This is a genomic window from Asticcacaulis aquaticus (assembly GCF_028550415.1).
Taxonomy (GTDB): Bacteria; Pseudomonadota; Alphaproteobacteria; order Caulobacterales; family Caulobacteraceae; genus Asticcacaulis; species Asticcacaulis aquaticus.
In genome coordinates this window covers 96,668-116,821 of the sequence record NZ_JAQQKX010000005.1, presented here as the reverse complement: position 1 = coordinate 116,821, position 20,154 = coordinate 96,668, and the positions used below count along the sequence as shown (strand labels likewise).

Sequence of the window (20,154 nt, the reverse complement as noted above, 5' to 3'; positions counted from 1 at the left end):
CGCGCCACCTCCCCGCAAGCAGGGAGGAGGGAGCGCGTCAGCTCAACCGCTTCTTTAAAAAGGCCAGCACCATAACCTCGTCGGGCGTCAATGACGCGGCGTCCGACAGATGCGCGTCGATTTCGCCGACGATCTGCTGGGTCAGGCTGCCCTCCAGATAGGCGTTGATCACCTCCGGATGGATATAGCCCTTGCGGCAGACGGCCGGTGTATTGCCGAGCCGTTTCGACACCCCGTCGATGGCGGATTTCAGATTGCGTTTGGCCTGCGCTTCGCTCTCGAAACCCTCGAACGCCTGTAGCGCCAGAGCCGCCAGTACCGTGCCGGTAAAGGTACGAAAATCCTTGGCCGTGAAGGCTTCGCCGCTGATCTCGCGCAAGTACGCATTGACGTCGGATGAGGTGACGTCGCGCACCTGCCCCGCTTCATCGACCCAGGCGAACAGTTCCTGCCCGCCCAGATCCTGACAGCGGCGGATGGCGTTGGCGATGCGGCGGTCCGAGAGCTTCAGGTTCCACATCTTGCCCGACTTACCCTTGAAGCAAAAGCGCACCGTCTGCCCCGAGACATCGACGTGCTCGTCGCGCAAGGTGGTCAGGCCGTAGGAACCGTTGGTGCGGGCATATTCGTCGTTGCCGACGCGGATCAGGGTCTTTTCCAACAGTGCCACCACCGTCGCCAGCACCTTTTCGCGGCACGGCGTGCGCAGCCCCAGATGCTCATGCACCTTCGCGCGGATGTCGGGCAGTTTCTCACCGAAACGCAGGATGTGGTCGAACTTGGTGGCGTCACGCGTGGCCCGCCAGTCGGCGTGGTAGCGATACTGCTTACGACCGCGCGCGTCCTTGCCGGTCGCCTGCATATGGCCGTTGGCATAGGGGCAGATCCACACGTCCTTATAGGCGGGCGGGATAGCCAGCTTGTTGATCCGGGCGATCACCTTCGCATCGCTGATGCGCTCGCCTTTCGTGTCGAAATAGACGAATGTTTTCCCATAGCGGCGGCGCGTAAAGCCCGGCTTGCGGTCGCTCACATAGCGCAGGCCCGCTTCCTTGGCCTGTTCCACCGCGTCGCTGACCGGAAACGACCCGTCCATCAGCGTGTGAGGTGCTGGAGGATATCGTCCACGCGCAGGGACGCGAAGCGGATCGAGGAATCGGCCACGCCATAGGGCAGGAAGACCCAGTCGCCGCACTTCATGGCGCCGCAGCTATAGACGACGTTCGGGACATAGCCTTCGCGGCTATCTTCTTCGGGAGCCAGCATCGGCGTTTTCGACCGCCCGATGACCTTGCGCGGATCGTCCTTGTCGAGCAACACGGCGCCGAGGCAATAGCGGCGCATGGCCCCTACCCCGTGCGTGAAGACCAGCCAGCCTTCGTCCAGTTCGATCGGCGAGCCGCAATTACCCATCTGAACCAGCTCCCACGGGAACTTCGGCTCGATGATGCGGTCGCCGTAGCTCCATACCATCTTGTCGTCGGTTTCCATGTAATAAAGGCTTTCGTGGTCCAGCCGCCCGATGGCGGCATAACGCCCGTTGATCTTGCGCGGGAACAGGGCCAGTCCCTTGTGCGTCGAGGCCAGACCGCGAAACGGCGTCAGATAGATGGTGTCGAAATCCTCGGTCTCGAACAGCTCGCAGCCGATTTCACGGCCCGAATAGGCGGTGTAGGTGCCAAGATAGGTCGTGTCGCCGTCGTCATCGGTGAAATGAACCAGTCGCAGGTCTTCGAGGCCGTTCGACTGCGCCCGCGTGGTCGGGAAGATGACCATGCCGGAAATATCGCAGGCCTTGTAACGCATGACCGTCACCGGCCCGTCGGTCGCCGACTGCGCCGGCTTGGCCGCGACGATGAAGTCGGATTCTGGCTCCAGATCGATGGAGCCGTCGGTATTGTGGAACAGGCCGATACGGAACGAGATGGTCGAGATGTGCCCCTCGCCCACCGTGCGCACCGACATGATGAAGCGCGTCGTGCCTTCGGGGGCGCCGGACTGATCCGGGTGCGGCACCACCGACGGGTTCATGATGGCGGCGGCCTCGAAGGAATATTCGTGGCAGAAATAGGCGCCGATCAGGGCCGCGTGATCCTCGTCGATCTTATCGAGGTCTTCGACGCGCCCCAGGACGTTCTTGATCTGCCTGAAGCGGTCGAGGAAGATGGCACGCGCCTGCAAATGGCGGCCGATGAAGTCGCGACTGACGTTATCCAGTTCGGCGCAGCATTCGTCGCGACTGAGCTTGAGTAGCGCCCGACAGACGCGCTCGGCCCGCGACATGGACCCCTGTGCGGTTGAACTTGGTTCGACCGAAATGGTGAAGGGGCGCAGGACGACGCGCTCCGGATTGGCGGTCAGGACCGTGTCGTCGAATCTGATGTTTTTCATATCCCCGTCTCCCCCGGCCTCAGCGCATGAAACAAAGGCCGGTTAGTAAGTTAGTTTGCTGCCTTGAGTGCCGACCAGCCAAGGTGCCAGGCCAGAACCGATTCCGCGCCCTGATTTTCGTTGACACCGTGCGGCGTCAGGCCGTCGTAACAGCCGCCATCGTCGGTGATCAGGCTCAAACCGTGGTCATTCTGACCGAGGAACCAGCCATAGGCCTTATGCGCTTCGGCGGTCCATTTCGCATCACCGGTCAGGCGCGCCGCCGTCAGGCAGGCTTCGAGCGTCGCCTGCGCCTCCAGTGCCTGCTGATCGAACAAGGGGTGGGTCTGGGCGGGGGTATCGGGATTGGTGTCGAACCACTGGGTCGGGATGGGGCGCAGGTGACCGGACGCCGTTTGCCGGTCCATCAGCCAGGTAAGCGCCGACAGGGCATCGGTTGTCATCGCCGCATCGTTCAGACGAACACCGGCGATCAGCAGGCCTTCCGGCAACCGGGCATTATCGTAGGACAGGGCCGTTTCGAACCAGCTATGGCCATCGGCGCTGGACCAGTCGCGATAGGCGCCGTGCAACTGAGCGGCAATCCGCGCGATCAGGGCGGTCAGTCCGGCGGCGTCGCCGACATGACCCAGCGCCCCGTCCAGCGCCCGCAGCAGGACCGCGCGCGACCGGTTGGAGGTCCATTCCATAACGTGCGGCAGGACGCGCTGGGCCAGCTCTTTCGCCCACAGTTTCAGGTCGGCGGGCAGATTTGAGCGCACGACCTCGATCAGCGCCTCGAAGCTACGGGCGCAGCAATCGTCGGAACCGCCCTCATCCAGCCACTGGCGCGAAAAGGACATGAAATTGCGAAAACGCTCGCCCTGCCAGGCGTGGTTCATGAAGGCCGCATAGCGGTAGGCCATATCGACCTTACGCTCATCCAGCGCCGTCAGCTTCGACTGCCGCGCCATCAACATCAGGGCGCGGGCATTGTCGTCGGCGCAGTAGCCATGCGCCCGGTCGGGCAGGCGATATCGGCCATGCTGGGCCATGCCGCAGTCGTCGGAGAGGCGCTCCACCGCGCGCCACGACGGCGCGGGGCACAGGGCAAATGCCTTGACCGCCGCTGCGGTGACCGGATGGTCCAGATCGGCCTCGGCGCGGCGGATATAGCTGGCCGCCACCGCGCTCCACCGCGACGGCAGGGCGTAGTGATAGGCCCTGGCCGACATGGCGGCCCGCGCCTCATCGTCGGTGAGCAGGCCGATGATCGCCTTTGCAAAGGCGTCGGAATCGCGGAACGGACAGACGACACCAACACCGTCGGCCAGCGCCTCGACCGCATGCCAGTACGGGGCGGACACGACCGGCTTGCCGACCGCCAGCGCGTAGCTGAGCGTGCCGGACGTGATCTGGGTTTCGGTCAGGTATGGCGTCACATAGACATCGGTCGCCTGAAGAATATCGATCAGGTCGTCGTCCGACAGGTATTTGTTGATGAAGGTGATGTGAGCATCGACGCCCAGATCGGCGGCCATCTGCTTCAGGCGGTCGCGATAGGCCTCGCCTTCGTGGGCGATCAGGTTCGGATGGGTCGCGCCGACCACCATATATATCACGTCCGGGCAGCGCCGGCTGATCTCCGGCAGGGCCTCGATGACGGTTTCGATGCCCTTGTTCGGCGACAGGAGGCCGAAGGTGCTCAGGGTCTGACGGCCCTCGACGTTCAACGGCCCCTTGAACAGCGAGCTATCGACCAGAGGACGCTCCGGCGCGCCGTGCAGGACGACCTCGATCTGCTCGGACGGCACATCATAGACGCGCTTCAGGATGTCGGCGCCTTTGTGGGCCATGGTGATCAGGGTCGAGGAACGGCGGATCAGGGCCTCCATGACACGGCGCTGCTCGTCATTGGGGTTTTCAAGAACCGTATGCAGGGTCGTGACCACCGGCATGGTGACGCGATCGAGGCATTCGAGCAGGTGCGCCCCGGCCGGTCCGCCATAGATGCCGAATTCGTGCTGAAGAAACAGAACCTGAGTATCGGCGGCATTGAGGTCGTCGGCCAGCTTCCGGTAAGCCGCCACGTCATCCTGAGCGATATGTTTCGTTACTTCGGGGGGATATTCGTAGGCTTCGGCCCGGTCGTCCATGGCGATGACATCGCAGCGCGCCTGAGGCAGGGCCTTGTGCAGGCATTTGTAGATATCGCGGGTAAAGGTGGCCAGACCGCATTGACGCGGCGGAAAATTACCCATGACGGCGATGCGCCTGAGCGTCGTCGGGGCGAGCGAGGGGTGAGAAAGAATCTGGCTCAAATCGGAGACCTCGGTCTCGACGGCGAAGCTCTTGTCTTGAAGCATGGCAAACCCTTTTCAAAATCTGTGGCCTGCCTGCCGGAACCGGTTTTATGTGACCGGTGGAAGCGTCTGAAAATAAGAGTCGCAAAGAAAAATAAGCGTCGCTGATTGTCCGGAAGCAGAGCCTCATCTTGGGGGTATCGCGTATAAAGAAGCAGTGGGGAAAAGGGTGCATTGCAATAAATGCCGTAACGAAAACGTCATAATGGCCGGTTATGGCCGCGCGGCGGGAATCCTTACCATATTTGTGTGCCAATTCCCCCATTCAGGGGTATTGGCGGGCGGGGGGTCATGCGTTTATGCTGAGCGTAACGCGGATATCAGCGTCTTTCGGGGAGGCAGGCTTAGGTCATGCGCAAAATTACCAATATCCTTGCGACAGGCATAGCCGTCGCCATGCCGCTCATGTCGCCGCTGAGCGCGCTGGCGCAGCCGGCGTTCAAGACGGGCCTCGACGCCCTGCCGCCCGAAGAATACGCTGCCGAACCCGCCGCGCCGCGCGCCCGCTCGGCGGTGCTGCTGTCGAAGGCCGACCTGACGCCCTATTTCCCCAATCCGGGCGATCAGGGCATGATGGGCTCGTGCTCCGGCTGGGCCGTGTCCTATGCGGCGCGCTCCTACTATCTGGCCGGGGAGACGAAGAAAAAACCCACGACCAGCGACGAGATTTCGAGCCCCGGCTTTGTCTTCAACCAGTCGTCCTCGCGCCCCAATATCAAGGGCGATCAGTGCGGCGGCGCGACCTTCCGCGGCGCGCTCAATGTTCTCGTCAATGTCGGCTCGACCTCCCTGACCTACTGGCCCTATACTGACACGACCTGTATGCCGAACGTGCCGTCCAACGACGCGCTGTCGGTCTCGTCGCGCTGGAAGATTCCGGGCTACGACGCCTTTACGTTCGACAATATCAAGACGCTCGACTCCTATCGTGAGCGGCTGGAGCGCGGCCATCCGGTCATCGTGGGCCTGACGATCAATACCGACGAATGGTTCCGCATGCCGCGCGGCAACTACACCTATACGCTGGGGGCGACCTCGCTGATGGCGGGCGGCAAGCACGGCTATCACGCCATGGTCGTCATCGCCTATGACGACGACCGCGTCGCCGCCAATGGCGACAAGGGCGCGTTCAAGCTGATCAATTCGTGGAGCCGCGACTGGGGCGACGGCGGCTATGTGTGGATTTCCTACGAAGCCTTCAAGGCGATGGTCAAGGAAGCCTATGTCATGACCGGCATGACCACGCCGCTCAATCCGCGTAACGAGGCCGGGCCCGCGCCGCAGCCAGATCCGAAGCCTCAGCCTCAGCCCGACCCCAAACCCCAACCCCAGCCCAATCCGCAGCCGGTCGATATCTATCCGCAGCTGACCCAGATCATCGGCAGCTTCCGCACCGGCGAACTGCGTCTGGAAAAGCTCGGCAACGGTTACCGCGTCACCGGTCACGGTTGCGTCGACGAGGTCCGTCGCCTGCGCAAGCAACTGAGCCCCTATATCGGCCGCCTGATGATCAATATCGAGGAAACGCCCTGGCCGGCCTGCGAAATCCGCGGCCTGATGAAAACGGCCATTGCGCGCGGTGGCGTTCAGGTCAGCGTGACCAATCTCGAAGCCGGGGCGGTCACCGCCGAACGCGGCGTCGAGGTATCGCTGGCCGAACAGAATATCGAATCGACGCCGATCCTGAAAAAGGGCGACCGTTTCAAGATCGACGTCACGACCACCGCCGCCGCGCCCTATGTGCAGGTCTTCTACCTGCAGGCCGATCAGTCGGCCAAGGAAATCTGGCGCGGCAAGGTCGCTCCGAACGCGGCAGGCCTTTACCACATGTCGATCGGCTCCGACGGCTCGCCGCTACGGCTGAAGGCGTCGCCGCCCTACGGCATCGAGGCCGTGCTGGTGCTGGCCTCGACCAAACCGGTGACGGAGAAGGAAATCGCGATGAACGCTTCGGAAGTGTCGTTCATGGACCGCCTGCGTACCGATCTGGCGACGGCCTTCGACGCCAATGCCGATATCCGCGCCGCCATCACTCAGGTCGAGGTGCAGGACACCGTCGCCCCGGGCACAAGCTGGCTGGTCACCGCCGCCGAGGTCGAAAGCTTCCGGGCCGCCGGGGTCGAGGACCTCTCGAACGAGGCGCCTGGCGCGGGCATGATGACCGCGATCGGCGACCCCAAGGGACCGAAGATCACCGTGCTCAGCCCGAAGCTGGACAGCGCCATCGCGGGCAAGATGGCCATCCGCGCCGACTTCACGGCCCCTGTCGACGCCAAGGTCCGCCCGGAAACCGTCCGCGTCCGCTACAAGACGCCGGTGGGCTGGTTCGACGTCACCGACCGGGTCCGCAAGGACGCCAAGGTCTCCGCCGCCGGAATCGTCGCCGCGCCGATGGATATTCCGAACGGCAAGCACCTGATCCGCGTGTCGGTCTTCGACGACAAGGGCCGCGAGGCTATCGTCGAGATCGCGGTCACGGCGGGTCAGTAGACCGCGCCAACAAGTTGCAGGCGGCGCGGCTCAGGTCGCGCCGCCTGTTTTTTTGTGTTAAGTTGGTAGCGGGATAAGGGTATCGGGATTCAGATGCGAGTTTTAGCGGCATTTATAGCCACATGCGTGATAATGTGGGGCGTATCCGCTCACGCAGAAACACGGCTGGCGCTGGTCATCGATCAGGTCGGCTATTCCGGCAATCTGTCGCCCCTGCCCGGCGCGCGTCAGGAAGCCGATCAGGTCGCAGCATCGCTGCAAAAAACCGGCTTTCAGATCACCCGCGTCCATTCCGCCACCCGACCGCAACTCGACACCGCCTTCCGCGATTTCCGCCGCCAAGTCAGCGCCAACCCCGGCGCGGTGGTTTTCATCTACTATACCGGTCATGGCATCCGCGATGCGGGCTCCGATACCAACGATAACTATTTGCTGGGGGTCGAGGCTGACATTTCGGTCGCTTCAGACCTTACCGCCTATGGCGTCCAGCTTCAGAACCTGACCGATCAGTTCGCTCAGACGGGGGCCGCCGCCGTCATCTTTGTTCTTGATGCCTGCCGCACCACGCCTACACTCGGCAAGGCCGGCACTAAAGGGCTCATTCCCATATCTGTTGCGGCCAACACATTGGTGGCCTATTCGACCGGCGCGGGGGATGTCGCCGATGTTGGCGTCTATGCTCCGGTGCTGGCCGAAGAAATACTCAAGCCCGGTCAGGACGTCATTCAACTGTTCAGCAGCGTTCAGAAAAAGGTCGCGTCAAAGACGAACCGCAAACAACTGCCGTGGTCGAACAACCTGATTTACAATGATGTGTGCCTTGTTTCGTGCACGGAACAGATGGCCGGGCCAGTCCCCCAACCCGCCGGACCTTCGGCGTGGGAGATAGAAAAAGCCGTCTGGGATCGCAGCCGGGACTGTCCTGATTTCGAGGCTTACCTCGCTCAATATCCATCGGGCGCTTTTGTAACTCAGGCACGCCAACGGCTTGGTGCCGGATGTCGGATCGAGAAAAAAACCTCTCCGGCACGGACGCCCGAAGCCGCTCTGGAGGAGGGGCTCAAAGCCAATGACGCCGCCGATTACGATATCTCCAGACCGCTTTTCGAACAGGCTTGCGATGGCGGTGTGGCTAAAGGCTGTTTCTACCTCGCCTGGATGGTCGATAGCGGCTTAGGCGGATTAACTCAGGACTATGCCAGGGCGCGCAGCCTGTACGATCGAGCCTGCACCGGTAAGGACGCTCAGGCCTGTGGCAGGCTGGGCCTCTACTACTACTTCGGCGGCAGTGGCCTGGGGCGCGACTATGCCAGAAGCAAAACCTACTACGAGATGGGCTGCACCTACGGTGATATGTGGTCATGCAATGGTGTGGGTCTGCTTTATTACAATGGATACGGCGTCACGGCCAATATCCCGGAATCCGTACACTGGTTCGAGACCGCTTGCGGTGGCAATGCCTATGTCGCCTGCCACTATCTGGGGAGCATGTATGAGTCAGGTACCGGCAAGCCTCAGAACTATGCCAAGGCGCGGTCTTTTTATGAAAAGGCGTGCACCCAAACCTACGCGAAAAGCTGCGAGCAACTGGCCGCCACATTCTATTACGGTCGGGGCGGAACCGACCTGAATTTGGCGAGAACCTATTACGAGCAGGCCTGCAACGGCAAGGAAGCGGCGGCGTGCGGCATGCTCGGGTCAATTTATCAGTCCGGCGAAGGGGTGCCCAAGGATATGGTGAAAGCGCGGATTTATTTCGAAACAGCCTGCGCCGGGAATTCGGGTGTCTCCTGTGACCAGGCAGGCCAGTTTCATGAAGACGGCATCGGCACCGCAAAGAACATGGACAAGGCTCGCGTCCTGTTCGAAAAGGGCTGCAAGCTGGGATACAGCCATGCTTGTGAGCGTGCCGACCGTATGAAGCCCGCTTCGTGAAAAATGCTGTAAGGCGCGCCGCCTCCTCTGGCGGAAATGTCAGGCCTGTAATAAGGTGAACGCCGGTATCCGGACACGGGGGCTATACCGCGTCGAAAATGCCGTTCCGATTGTTTCAAAAGTTGTTTTTCTAAGGCACACCGACCCGAAAATCGGTTGCAGCGACGTCGCATACCCCTGAATCGGGGTGCTGTGGCGGCGTCAGATATGTTTAAAATCCGGTAATTTAGCTGGCGGCCGGAGCACCACTTCGGCAGGGGATGTTGATGAGAGTTCTGATCGCGATTTTGGCGGCTGTCGTGATGATGGCGGGCGGCGCTTTTAGCAAGGCGGAGGCTCAGGCCCGTCTGGCACTGGTCATTGATCAGACGTCCTACACCAAGCTGACGCCCCTGCCCGGCACGGAAAAGGAAGCCGGGATGGTCGCCGACTCGCTGACCAAGGTCGGCTTCAAGGTCACCCGCGTCCACAATGCCAGCAAGTCGCAGCTCGATACCGCCTTCACCAATTTCCGCCGCGCCTTGGCCGCGTCGCCCGACGCCATCGGCTTCATCTATTACACCGGCCACGGCACCCGCGATCCCTCCGACGAAGGCGGCGACAACTACCTGCTCGGCGTCGAGGCCGATCTTCAGGTCGAGGCCGATCTCGAAGCTTACGGCGTCAAGCTCGGCTCGCTGACGGCGCAGTTTTCGCGCACCAATGCCCGGGCGGTGATCATCGTCGCCGACGCCTGCCGCAATACGCCCTCCTTCGGCAAGGCCGGGACCAAGGGCCTTGTGGCCGTTGCCGCCGAAGCCAATACCCTCATCGCGTTTTCAACCGACCTCGGCGACGTCGCCGATGTCGGCGTTTACGCGCCCGTTCTGGCCGAACAGATCGTCCGCCCGGGTCAGGACATCACCCAGGTCTTCGGTTCGGTGCAGATCGAGGTGTCCAAGCGCACCGGCAAGAAGCAGCGTCCGTGGTCCAACAACCGCATCTACGACCGCATCTGCCTGGTCAGCTGCGAGGTCGCGCCACCGCCACCGTTGCCGCAACCGGACAAGCCCTCGGCCTGGGAGGTCGAAAAGACCGTGTGGTCGATGGCGCGCGACTGTACCGATTATCAGGCCTATCTGGCCGACTATCCGACGGGCGCTTTCGCCAGTCAGGCCAGGGCGCGCCTGAACGCCGCCGGTTGCCAGACCCAGAAGCCCCCGGCACCGCAGCCCAATCCGCAGCAGGACGATTTCGGCGCGCAACAGGCGGCCAAGGATTATGACGACGGCCTGAAAGCCTATACGGGCGGCAATTTCACCACGGCCCGCAGCCTGTTCGAAAAGGCCTGTAACGGCGGCTCGATGAAGGCCTGCAACTATCTCGGCTTCATGTACGATCAGGGTACCGGCGTAACGCAGGACTATGCCCGCGCCGCCACGCTGTACAAAAAGGCCTGCGACGGCGATTTCTCGCTCGCCTGTTCCAACCTCGGCAGCTTCTACGAAAACGGCTCCGGCGTGACGCAAAGCTTCACTCAGGCCCGCACCTACTACGAAAAGGGCTGCAACAACGGCGACGCCATGGGCTGCACCGGCCTCGGCTACCTGTACGATCAGGGTAAGGGCGTCACCGCCGATCCGGTCAAAGCGAGAGGCCTGTACGACACCGCCTGTACGCGCGGCAACGGTATCGGCTGCTTCAATATCGGCTTCCTGAACGAAAAGGGCCGCGGCGGTCCTCAGGACTTCGGCAAGGCGCTCGGCTTCTACAAGAAGGCCTGCGACAACGCCTATTATCCCGGCTGCAACAGTCAGGCCGTCCTGTACGAAAACGGCACCGGGACGACCGCCGACATCGCCAAGGCGCGCACCCTGTACGAGCAGGCCTGCACCAACAAGGAAAGCCTGTCGTGCTCCAACCTCGGTCGCCTCTATTACTACGGCACCGGCGTGACCAAGAACCTGAGCACGGCACGGACCTACTATCAGAAGGCCTGCGATCTGGGTCACACCTCAAGCTGCGATCAGGTCAAGAGCCTGTCGCAGGTGACCCCGCCGCCGCCGGTCGACAATTCGCCCGCCGCCATGACCAAGGTCTATGAGGACGGGGTGGCCGCCTATAACAACCGCGACTACACCACGGCCATCCGGCTCTTCGATCAGGCCTGTAACGGGCGCGAATTCCGCGGCTGTACCTATAATGGTTACCTGTACGAACGCGGTCTGGGCATCAGCATGGACTACACCAAGGCCAATGCCTACTACACCAAGGCCTGCACCGGCGGGAACTCGACGGGCTGTAACAACCTGGCCATCGCCTACGAAAACGGCCGCGGCGTCACGCAGGACTATGCTCAGGCCCGCGTCCTCTATACCAAGTCGTGCTCGCTCGACGAAATGGCCGGCTGCTTCGGCATCGGCTACCTGCTGGACAACGGCAAGGGTGGTGCCCGCGACCTGGCCCAGGCCCGCACCTATTACGATCAGGCCTGTAACGGCGGCAATATGCTGGGCTGTAACAATCTCGGCGTCATGTACGAAAACGGCAAGGGCGTTGCGACGGATGCCGCCAAGGCGCGGACCCTCTACGAAAAGGGCTGTAACGGCGACAACATGGTGTCGTGCAACAATTTCGGCATCATGCTCGAAAACGGCAAGGGCGGTTCCATGGATAACGTCAAGGCGCGCCAGATCTACGAAAAGGCCTGCACCGGCCAGAACTATTCCGGCTGCGACAATGCCGGCGGCCTGTGGCGCGAAGGCAAGGGCGGGGTTCAGGACTTCGCCAAGGCCATGACCTTCCACACCCGTGCCTGCGACAACGCCGTCTTCTCGGGCTGCGCCAATGCCGGCTGGATGTACGAAATGGGCAAGGGCGTGGCCATCGACATGGTCAAGGCCCGCGCCCTCTACGAAAAGGGCTGCAACGGCGGCAATACGGTGTCGTGCAACAATTTCGGCCTGATGCTCGAAAACGGTCGCGGCGGCTCCATGGACAATGTCAAGGCGCGCCAGATCTACGAAAAGGCCTGTTCCGACAACAACTACAATGGTTGCGACAACGCCGGTAACATGTGGCGCGACGGCAAGGGCACGGTCATGAACTACGACACGGCCATCGTCTATTACCAGAAGTCGTGCAACGGCGGTTACGCCACGGGCTGCACCAATCTCGGCGTCTTCTACGAGCTGGGTCGCGGGGCCGCCATCGACATGGTGAAGGCGCGTCAGTTCTACGAAAAGGCCTGCAACAGCAATGAAAGCGTCGGCTGCTTCAATCTGGCCCGCCTGTATGCCAACGGTTCGGGCGGCGTGATGGATGCGGCCAAGGCGCGCGAAACCTACAAGAAGTCGTGCGACCGCGGTTACGAAGCCGCCTGCGCCTACGCGAAGGATTAAGGTCGATGAGACAAGCGGTCGCCCTTCTGCCGGTGCTGGGCTTCGCCCTGACGGTTGCCTTCGCGGCGGATGCGCCTGAGGCTTTCGCCCGTGCCTCGACGCCGCCCGCCAACACCAAGGTGGTGGGCGGGCGTCTGGCTCAGGCCGAACAATGGCCGGGGTTCGCCGCCATTGCGCTGGAAACCCCCAAGCAGACCGCCGTCTTCTGCGGCGGCAGCATGATCGGGCCGCGTCACGTCCTGACGGCGGCGCATTGTCTGGAGGAGTTTTCGCCGGAACTGGCCGCCAAGTGTAAGAAATCGGCCATGCCGATCGCTCAGATGCGCATTTTTCCCGGCCTGACCGATCTGCGCAACGCCACCCGCGCCAGCGCCTATCGCGTCGTCAGATTAACCGTGCACCCCGGGGCGCACTGTTCGGACGAACTGGCCAATGCGGCGCCGACCTACGACAACGATCTGGCCATTATCGAGCTGGATCGCGACTGGAAAGGCGCGGTCGTCGCCCTGTCCGGTACCGGTGCCGACGACCCCGATGCCGGGCTGGTCGGCGTGGCGGGACTGGGCACCACCGAGTCGGAAATGACCGTCGCCGAAAAAGGCCGCGACGGCATGCTGATCGCGGCGCGCTCGAACCAGTTGCTGGAAGTCCATATGCCCGTCGTCTCGACCGCCGACTGCGTGCGCGGACGCGGCCGGACCGGCGGCGGCATCGTAGGTCAGAACCAGATCTGCGCCGGATGGATGTCGCCCTCACCGGCCAGCGCCATCGGCGATTCGTGCGGCGGCGATTCCGGCGGCCCGCTGATGGCCTATGACGGCAACCAGCGCCCCTATCAGGTCGGTCTGGTCAGCTGGGGCCCGACCCCCTGCGGTCAGGTCGGCAAGCCCGGCGTCTATACCCGCGTGTCCCGTTTCCTGCCGTGGATCAAAAGCGTGGCGGGCAGCGTCAATATCGCCCAGCCGCTCGACAAGAAGACCGAAGCCCCGACGGAGCCCCAGGGCTTTGCCGAGCTTGAAATCCTGCTGGCCCCGGCGAAGGGCCGTATCCAGATCGACATCTGCTCCGACAGCCCCGACGAAGCGGCCTCGACCTGCGGCCTGCGCGACCTGACCGAAGGCGCCTTTATCAAGCTCAAGGTTTCGAGCCCGATGAGCGGCCGTCTGGTCCTGATCGATCGCAATGCCGATTTCATGGTCACGCAGCTTTATCCCAACGACTTCGACTCGACCGCCGCCAAGGGTAATATCACCGCCAGCACCCCGATCTTCTTCCCCGACCGCAGCTACGGATTCCGCATTCAGGCGCAAAAGCCCTACGGCAAGTCGAAGCTGATGGCGATCCTCCTGCCGCCGGGGGCCAATCTGGACGCCTTCGTTGCCTCGCAAAAGACCCTGACCAAAGGCGTGGACGTCTCCTATGCGCCCGGCTGGGAAGGCGGCGAGAACAGCTCCGACCAGTATGCGGGCAATCTGGCCAACGAAATCTCGAAGCAGATGGCGGCCACCAAGGCCGGCAAGGAACTGAAGGGCTGGGGGCTGGCGACCATCGAATATACGGTCAGGAAGCCTTAAGCCTTAAGATCCTGCGAGAAAGCCAGCATGGCGGTACGCTGCGGCACGGACAATTCATCCATGTCGAAGCTTTCGCCGCGCGCAATAGCGCGGATCATGACGTGGGTCAGGGCCGAGGACAGCGACCAGTTCCAGTATCGAAGCACCGTCTGGGCGCGGTCGACCGCCAGCATGTCGTAGGCCAGCAGCACCCGCGCCAGATCGGGATGGGTGTCGCCGTCCTTTTCCGCCGGGCGGCGCAGGGCTCGCCACAGGTTGCGCAGATCGGCCTTTTTCAGGCCCGTCGCCTTGCACAGCACGGCCAGCCCCTCACCACCGCGGTCGCGCAGAATCTTGGCGCCGGTCGAGGGCTTGAGGCCCGACATGTAGGAAATCTCTTCGGCCGTGTGGCGCGTCATGCCGCGCGAGGCAGCGTCCTTGATGGCGTCTTCCAGACTGTCGAACGGGCTTTTTTTGATCGCCTCGCGATTGCGCTGACGGCGTTCGATGAATTGCAGGGCCTTGCGCGACAGGGCGTCGTTCCAGCCTTCTTTCGCGGCCATGGCGAAGACGTCGGCGGCGGCGTCCTGCATGACCTCGCGATTGACGGCAAAGCGGCTGAGGATCGTGCGGCGCACATCGGCATCGGACCACCAGAACATGACATAGGCCGAGCTGGGGCGCAGTTCGAGGCGCTTGATGATCAGGGGGACGAGGCCCGGCTCGTTCTGGCTCATCGCCACAGCCACTTCAATGGCCGCCTGGGACAGGGTCGATTGCCGGTTCCTGAGCAGGCTTTCGACCGCTTCGGCATCACCGGTATCGGCAATGGCCTCGCAGATGACCGGGCCGATGTGCTTACGCTGGGCGAGCAGGCGGTGGTGGTGCGCCGTACCGTTGCGCACGCAATACAGTAAGTCGGTGTCGGACAGAGAATCGCAATCCTCGATCAGGCAGCGGGCGATGTCCGGCTCGTCGGTGATCAGCAGGCGCACCAGCGAATGCGGCACTTCGCTCAGGCGGCTCAGACGACGCGATACCTTGAGGCGTTCGCCCTTCTGCGCCTCACGCAGCATCTCGACCAGCAGGTCGGCGGTCACCGCACGCTCGAACGCATTGACGCGCGTTTCGGGCAGGCAGACCACGTCGGACAGGCGCTTGAGGAGGGTTTGACGCGCCGGAAAGACAAGCTCGGTCGTTTCGTCGATGTCACCGATACCGTCGGCGTCCGGAGCGAAATCGCTCTCGGGCAGGATCGGTTCGGGTGCGGCACTGGCGGTCATGCCCGCACTATAGGCATTGACGTGTTAAAAAAGAATATCCCCCTGAATGCGCGAGGCTTTCAGAGGGATCAATAAATAATCACCGTCCGTAAATTTCCAGCCTTGAGGCAAATAGCAGGAGGCTAGCGACGCAGGTACACCTAGTACCTGCTAGCGACGCCGACGCACTAGTTGCCCAAGGATGGGGATTTACAAACCGTCAAACAGAGCTGTGGACAGATACCGTTCTGCAAAGCTTGGAATGATCGCCACGATGGTCTTGTCGGCATATTCGTCCAGTGTCGCCAGACGGAAGGCCGCCTCAAGCGCCGCGCCCGACGAAATGCCGACCGGCAGACCTTCGAGCTGAGCCGACTTGCGCGCGGTCGCGAAAGCCGCGTCGTTCGACACCTTTTCCACGCGATCGATGACGCCCTTGTCCAGAATACCCGGCACGAAGCCTGCACCAATGCCCTGAATCTTGTGCGGCCCGGGTTCGCCGCCCGACAGGACCGGCGACGCTTCCGGCTCGACGGCAACGATCTCGACCGACGGTTTCTTCTCTTTCAGTACCTGACCAATGCCGGTGATCGACCCGCCCGTCCCGACGCCTGAGATCAGGACGTCGACCGCGCCCGCCGTATCGTTCCAGATTTCCTCGGCCGTCGAAATACGGTGGATTTCAGGATTGGCGGCGTTTTCGAACTGTTGCGGAATAACCGCGCCGGGCGTGGCGGCAGCCAGTTCGGTGGCGCGGTTGACGGCGCCGCGCATACCCTTTTCCGCCGGGGTCAGTTCCAGACGCGCGCCCAGAAGCGCCAGCATCTTGCGGCGTTCCAGCGACATCGATTCCGGCATGACGAGGATCAGTTCGTAGCCCTTGGAGGCCGCGACGAAGGCCAGCGCGATACCGGTATTGCCGGACGTCGGCTCGATGATCACGCCGCCGGGCTTGAGCTGGCCCGAGGCTTCGAGTGCTTCGATCATGGCCACGCCGATGCGGTCCTTGACCGACGACAGGGGATTGAAGAATTCGAGCTTGGCCAGCACCGTGGCCTTGGCGCCGTAGGCCTCCGACAGGCGCGGCAGCTTGACCAGCGGCGTGTCGCCGATGGTGTCGAGGATCGACTCGAACACCTTGCCGCGACCCTTGCGGGCATAGCGCGACGTCGAAGCGGCGGGTAAGGAGTCAGGCATGAAAGGACCTCCACAATTGGTCTTTTATTCGGCTGTATTTATACTGACGACCTTACGGACCGCCGTATCGTGAATGTGGTGCGGTACGCTTGTTACTACAAAAACCCGGCAATGAAAGAGCGCTAACCCTTTCGTGATCGGCATTTCCCGTGACTAACCTAAGGGCCGAACGGCTGCGGCCTTTCCCCGAAACAGGAATTTCCAAAGAATATAGCCTCTGGGGTGTTTCCTGATAAGGCAAATCACCTCACACATGGCGTTAGCCGTACTGATCAAGAAAGACTCTGCCATGGACGACGTTTCGCTGGCCACCGCCCCCGACCTTGCCAATGAGGCCCCCGCGAACGAGGCAAAAGGCCCCAGCCCTTACGACTTGGCCACGCAACTGGTCGGCAAGCTGTGCCACGATTTCATCTCGCCCACCGGCGCGATCATTTCCGGCCTCGACCTGCTCAGCGACCCACAGGCCGCAGACATGCGCGACGACGCGATCAACCTGATCCAGACCTCGGCCAACAAGATGGTGACGCTGGTCCACTTCGCCCGCGTGGCCTTCGGCGCGGCCAGCTCCGCCGAAGCCTTTTCGGCCCGGGAACTGAACAAGACCCTGTCTGACGTTTTCTCGACCATGCGCGCCAATCTGGAGTTCCAGATCGAGGACGCTATCGTGTTCGAAAAACCCGCCGCCCGCGCCCTGATGAACCTCGGCTATATCGCAGGCAACGCTCTGCCGACCGGCGGCATCGCCACCCTGACGCGCGAAGAGACGGACACCACCATCGTTCTGAAATCCGATTCCAAGGGCAACCGCGCCCGTCTCAAGCCGGAAGCCATCGAAGGTCTGGCGGGTCAGCCCCTGTCGGACGGCCTGACGGGACAATGGATTCAACCGTTCTGGCTTTACAGCGTGGTGAAGGAAGCCGGTGGCACGCTGGAGGTGACGGCGGAACCCGATCACTTGTCGCTTACGATTACTCTGCCCAAGCAAGGATAAAACCACGTTACGCTTTTTTGCACAAAAGGGTCAAAATTCAGCTTTCGGTAACGTTCTGAAAACACTCCCTTAACCAAACACAGTGAATATAGCCCGTTACAAGGCCCGCCCTGCGTCCGTTTTTGACCGGCGTCGGGCGGCACCAATTGCGTTTGACGGGGTATGCTGTGGACGACCTTATTGCCGAATTTCTGACCGAGACCGCCGAAAGCCTCGAAGTGGTCGACAGCGAACTGGTCAAGTTCGAAGCCAATCCGAACGAGCGCAAGACGCTCGACAACATTTTCCGCCTCGTCCACACGGTCAAGGGCACCTGCGGGTTCCTCGGCCTTGGTCGCCTCGAAGCGGTCGCCCATGCCGGTGAGACCCTGCTGGGCCGCTTCCGCGACGGCAAGCTTGAGGTCAATGCCGATGCGGTGACGCTGGTCCTGCACTCGATCGACCGCATCAAGATGATCCTTGCCGGTCTGGAAACCACGGGCCTTGAGCCCGACGGCGACGACCACGACCTGATCTCACAGCTCGAAGCCATGGCCGAAGGCCGCGAAGTCGCCATCGACACGGTTCAGGCCGTCTCGGTGCCCGACCGCCCCATCGCGTCGGACGTCGCCGAAGCCGCTCTGGTCGAGGTCAAGGCCGAGGTCGCCCGCACCCTGCGCCCCGGTGAAGTGTCCGAAGAAGAGCTGGAGGCCGCCTTCCTCGCCGCCGAAGCCCCCGACTGGATGTCGGAACCCGAGCCCGCCCCGGCGCCTGTCGCCGAAGCGCCGAAGCCAGCCCCCGCCCCGACCCCGGTTGTCGAAACCGTCGCCAGCGATCTTTCGTCCTCGCTCAGCGCCCTATCGGCCATCGCCGGCGGCGAAGACGGCGCGGGCATCGCCACCACCCAGTCGATCCGCGTGTCGGTCGACGTGCTGGAAGGCCTGATGACGCTGGTCTCGGAAATGGTTCTGACGCGCAACCAGCTGCTGCAAATCTCGCGCAACCGCGAAGATTCGGCCTTCGCCACCCCGCTGCAACGCCTGTCGACCCTGACCGGCGAGCTTCAGGACAGCGTGATGAAAACCCGCATGCAGCCGATCGGCGCGGCGTGGAAGAAGCTGCCGCGTCTGGTGCGCGACCTCAGCCACGAACTGGGCAAGAAGATCGACCTCGTCATGGAAGGCGAAGGCACGGAACTGGACCGGCAGGTGCTGGAACTGATCCGCGACCCCCTCACCCACATGGTGCGCAACTCCGCCGACCACGGCCTTGAGCCGACGCAGGAACGTATCGATCTCGGCAAGCCCGCCAACGGCACGGTTCGTCTGTCGGCCTTCCACGAAGGCGGCTATATCGTCATCCGTATCTCGGACAATGGTCGCGGCCTGAACACCGCCCGCATCCGTGAAAAGATCGTCGAAAAGGCGCTGGCGACCCGCGCCGAAGTCGATGGCATGAACGATCAGCAGATTCATCGCTTCATCTTCGCGCCGGGCTTCTCGACCGCCGCCAAGGTCACCAACCTGTCCGGCCGCGGCGTCGGCATGGACGTGGTACGCACCAATATCGAACAGATCGGCGGCCAGATCGACCTGAACTCGATCCAGGGTCAGGGCACGACCTTCACCATCAAGATCCCGCTGACCCTGGCCATCGTTTCGGCCCTGATCGTCGGCGCGGGCGGCCAGAAGTTCGCCGTGCCGCAGACCGCCGTCATGGAACTGGTCCGTACCGGCCACAACGCCGAACACAAGATCGAAAAGATCGAGCAGTCCCTCGTCCTGCGTCTGCGCAACAAATTGCTGCCGCTGGTCCAACTGGGGCCGACGCTGCAACTGGAAGCCGCCACCCAGGAAGACGCCACCTTCGTCATGGTCATTCAGGTCGGTGAGCGCCGCTACGGCCTCGTCGTCAATGACGTGCTGGACACCGAGGAAATCGTCGTCAAGCCGCTGGCCTCGATCCTGCGCGACGTCGATGTCTTCTCGGGTGCCACCATTCTCGGTGACGGTTCCGTGGTCCTGATCCTCGATCCGAACGCCATGAGTGAGCGCGCCGGGAACATGCTGGAAGAAAAGGCCGCCGAAGAGAGCGAAGAGGTCCATGCTGACGTTCAGGGCCAGCGCGTCGCCATGCTGCTGTTCAAGGCCGGCGGCGGCACGCCGAAGGCCGTGGAGCTTGAGCACATCACGCGCCTCGAGCACATCGAATCGTCGCAGATCGAGATTATGGAAGGCCGCGCCGCCCTGCAATATCGCGGTAAGCTGATGCCGATCCTGACCGTCAGCGGCCACTATCACGACCTGCTCGAAGCCCAGGCGCAGGAAGGCCATATCCAGCCGCTGCTCGTCTTCACCGGCGAAGGCTACGCCATGGGTCTGGCCGTCGACGAGATCGTCGATGTGGTCGAGGACCGCCTGTCGATCGAATTGTCCGCCGACCGTCCGGGCGTGCGCGGCACGGCCGTCGTCTCGGGCCGCGCCTGCGAAATCCTCGATGTCGATCACTATCAGCTGCGCGGTCTGGCCGAACACGCCCGCCGTCAGAACCATGCCACTCACGACGTCGCCGTCGAAGCGGCTTAAAGATTGGTCACCTCATGTGTATCCGAAAAGTGGGAGCCACTTTTCG

General features: G+C 62.5%; 11 protein-coding genes. 6 read left to right on the top strand and 5 right to left on the bottom strand.

Going from position 1 to position 20,154, the window contains the following annotated elements:
- Positions 1-37: 37 nt before the first annotated feature.
- Genes PQU92_RS07995 through PQU92_RS07985 form a run of 3 tightly spaced genes read right to left on the bottom strand, consistent with a single transcriptional unit; the run spans position 38 to position 4,736 of the window.
- Positions 38-1,096, bottom strand: coding sequence for a DNA topoisomerase IB (locus PQU92_RS07995; RefSeq protein ID WP_272747690.1), 1,059 nt, complete (start codon positions 1,094-1,096; stop codon positions 38-40).
- Positions 1,096-2,391, bottom strand: coding sequence for a glycoside hydrolase family 130 protein (locus PQU92_RS07990; RefSeq protein WP_272747689.1), 1,296 nt, complete (start codon positions 2,389-2,391; stop codon positions 1,096-1,098). Before PQU92_RS07990 ends, PQU92_RS07995 begins: the two co-directional genes overlap by 1 nt.
- 50 nt (positions 2,392-2,441) lie before the next feature.
- Positions 2,442-4,736: a glycosyltransferase family 4 protein gene (locus PQU92_RS07985; protein ID WP_272747688.1), complete on the bottom strand. Its 2,295-nt coding sequence runs from the start codon at positions 4,734-4,736 to the stop codon at positions 2,442-2,444.
- A gap of 348 nt (positions 4,737-5,084) precedes the next feature.
- On the opposite strand from PQU92_RS07985, the gene PQU92_RS07980 reads away from it, so the two are divergent.
- The 4 genes from PQU92_RS07980 to PQU92_RS07965 all read left to right on the top strand — a co-directional run bounded on the left by PQU92_RS07980 (position 5,085) and on the right by PQU92_RS07965 (position 14,112).
- Positions 5,085-7,223: a C1 family peptidase gene (locus tag PQU92_RS07980; protein WP_272747687.1), complete on the top strand. Its 2,139-nt coding sequence runs from the start codon at positions 5,085-5,087 to the stop codon at positions 7,221-7,223.
- 132 nt (positions 7,224-7,355) lie between these two features.
- Entirely contained in the window at positions 7,356-9,158 is a 1,803-nt protein-coding gene (locus PQU92_RS07975; RefSeq protein WP_272747686.1) for a caspase family protein, read from the top strand.
- A 266-nt stretch (positions 9,159-9,424) separates the two neighbouring features.
- Positions 9,425-12,538, top strand: a complete 3,114-nt coding sequence (locus PQU92_RS07970; protein ID WP_272747685.1) for a caspase family protein — start codon at positions 9,425-9,427, stop codon at positions 12,536-12,538.
- 5 nt (positions 12,539-12,543) lie between these two features.
- Positions 12,544-14,112 (top strand): trypsin-like serine protease, encoded by a 1,569-nt coding sequence (locus PQU92_RS07965; RefSeq protein ID WP_272747684.1) that lies wholly within the window; start codon positions 12,544-12,546, stop codon positions 14,110-14,112.
- On the opposite strand, the gene PQU92_RS07960 is transcribed toward PQU92_RS07965, so the two are convergent.
- Both PQU92_RS07960 and cysK read right to left on the bottom strand, forming a co-directional pair.
- A complete protein-coding gene (locus PQU92_RS07960; RefSeq protein ID WP_272747683.1) occupies positions 14,109-15,374 on the bottom strand; it encodes a DUF2336 domain-containing protein in 1,266 nt (421 codons plus the stop codon). The genes PQU92_RS07965 and PQU92_RS07960 overlap by 4 nt on opposite strands.
- Before the next feature lie 189 nt (positions 15,375-15,563).
- Complete coding sequence (gene cysK, locus PQU92_RS07955; protein WP_272747682.1) at positions 15,564-16,550, bottom strand: cysteine synthase A; 987 nt, start codon at positions 16,548-16,550, stop codon at positions 15,564-15,566.
- 253 nt (positions 16,551-16,803) lie between these two features.
- On the opposite strand from cysK, the gene chpT reads away from it, so the two are divergent.
- Both chpT and PQU92_RS07945 read left to right on the top strand, forming a co-directional pair.
- A complete protein-coding gene (chpT, locus tag PQU92_RS07950) occupies positions 16,804-17,544 on the top strand; it encodes a histidine phosphotransferase ChpT (protein WP_272747681.1) in 741 nt (246 codons plus the stop codon).
- A gap of 167 nt (positions 17,545-17,711) precedes the next feature.
- The gene (locus tag PQU92_RS07945) at positions 17,712-20,108 is read left to right on the top strand and encodes a chemotaxis protein CheA (protein WP_272747680.1); all 2,397 of its coding nucleotides are present in this window, start codon (positions 17,712-17,714) and stop codon (positions 20,106-20,108) included.
- Positions 20,109-20,154: the final 46 nt, after the last annotated feature.

What these genes read in the sequence shown, in the direction of transcription:
- PQU92_RS07995 (WP_272747690.1), bottom strand. Translation starts at nt 1,096, where the DNA reads ATGGACGGGTCGTTTCCGGTCAGCGACGCGGTGGAACAGGCCAAGGAA.
- PQU92_RS07990 (WP_272747689.1), bottom strand. Translation starts at nt 2,391, where the DNA reads ATGAAAAACATCAGATTCGACGACACGGTCCTGACCGCCAATCCGGAG.
- PQU92_RS07985 (WP_272747688.1), bottom strand. Translation starts at nt 4,736, where the DNA reads ATGCTTCAAGACAAGAGCTTCGCCGTCGAGACCGAGGTCTCCGATTTG.
- PQU92_RS07980 (WP_272747687.1), top strand. Translation starts at nt 5,085, where the DNA reads ATGCGCAAAATTACCAATATCCTTGCGACAGGCATAGCCGTCGCCATG.
- PQU92_RS07975 (WP_272747686.1), top strand. Translation starts at nt 7,356, where the DNA reads ATGTGGGGCGTATCCGCTCACGCAGAAACACGGCTGGCGCTGGTCATC.
- PQU92_RS07970 (WP_272747685.1), top strand. Translation starts at nt 9,425, where the DNA reads ATGAGAGTTCTGATCGCGATTTTGGCGGCTGTCGTGATGATGGCGGGC.
- PQU92_RS07965 (WP_272747684.1), top strand. Translation starts at nt 12,544, where the DNA reads ATGAGACAAGCGGTCGCCCTTCTGCCGGTGCTGGGCTTCGCCCTGACG.
- PQU92_RS07960 (WP_272747683.1), bottom strand. Translation starts at nt 15,374, where the DNA reads ATGACCGCCAGTGCCGCACCCGAACCGATCCTGCCCGAGAGCGATTTC.
- cysK (WP_272747682.1), bottom strand. Translation starts at nt 16,550, where the DNA reads ATGCCTGACTCCTTACCCGCCGCTTCGACGTCGCGCTATGCCCGCAAG.
- chpT (WP_272747681.1), top strand. Translation starts at nt 16,804, where the DNA reads ATGGCGTTAGCCGTACTGATCAAGAAAGACTCTGCCATGGACGACGTT.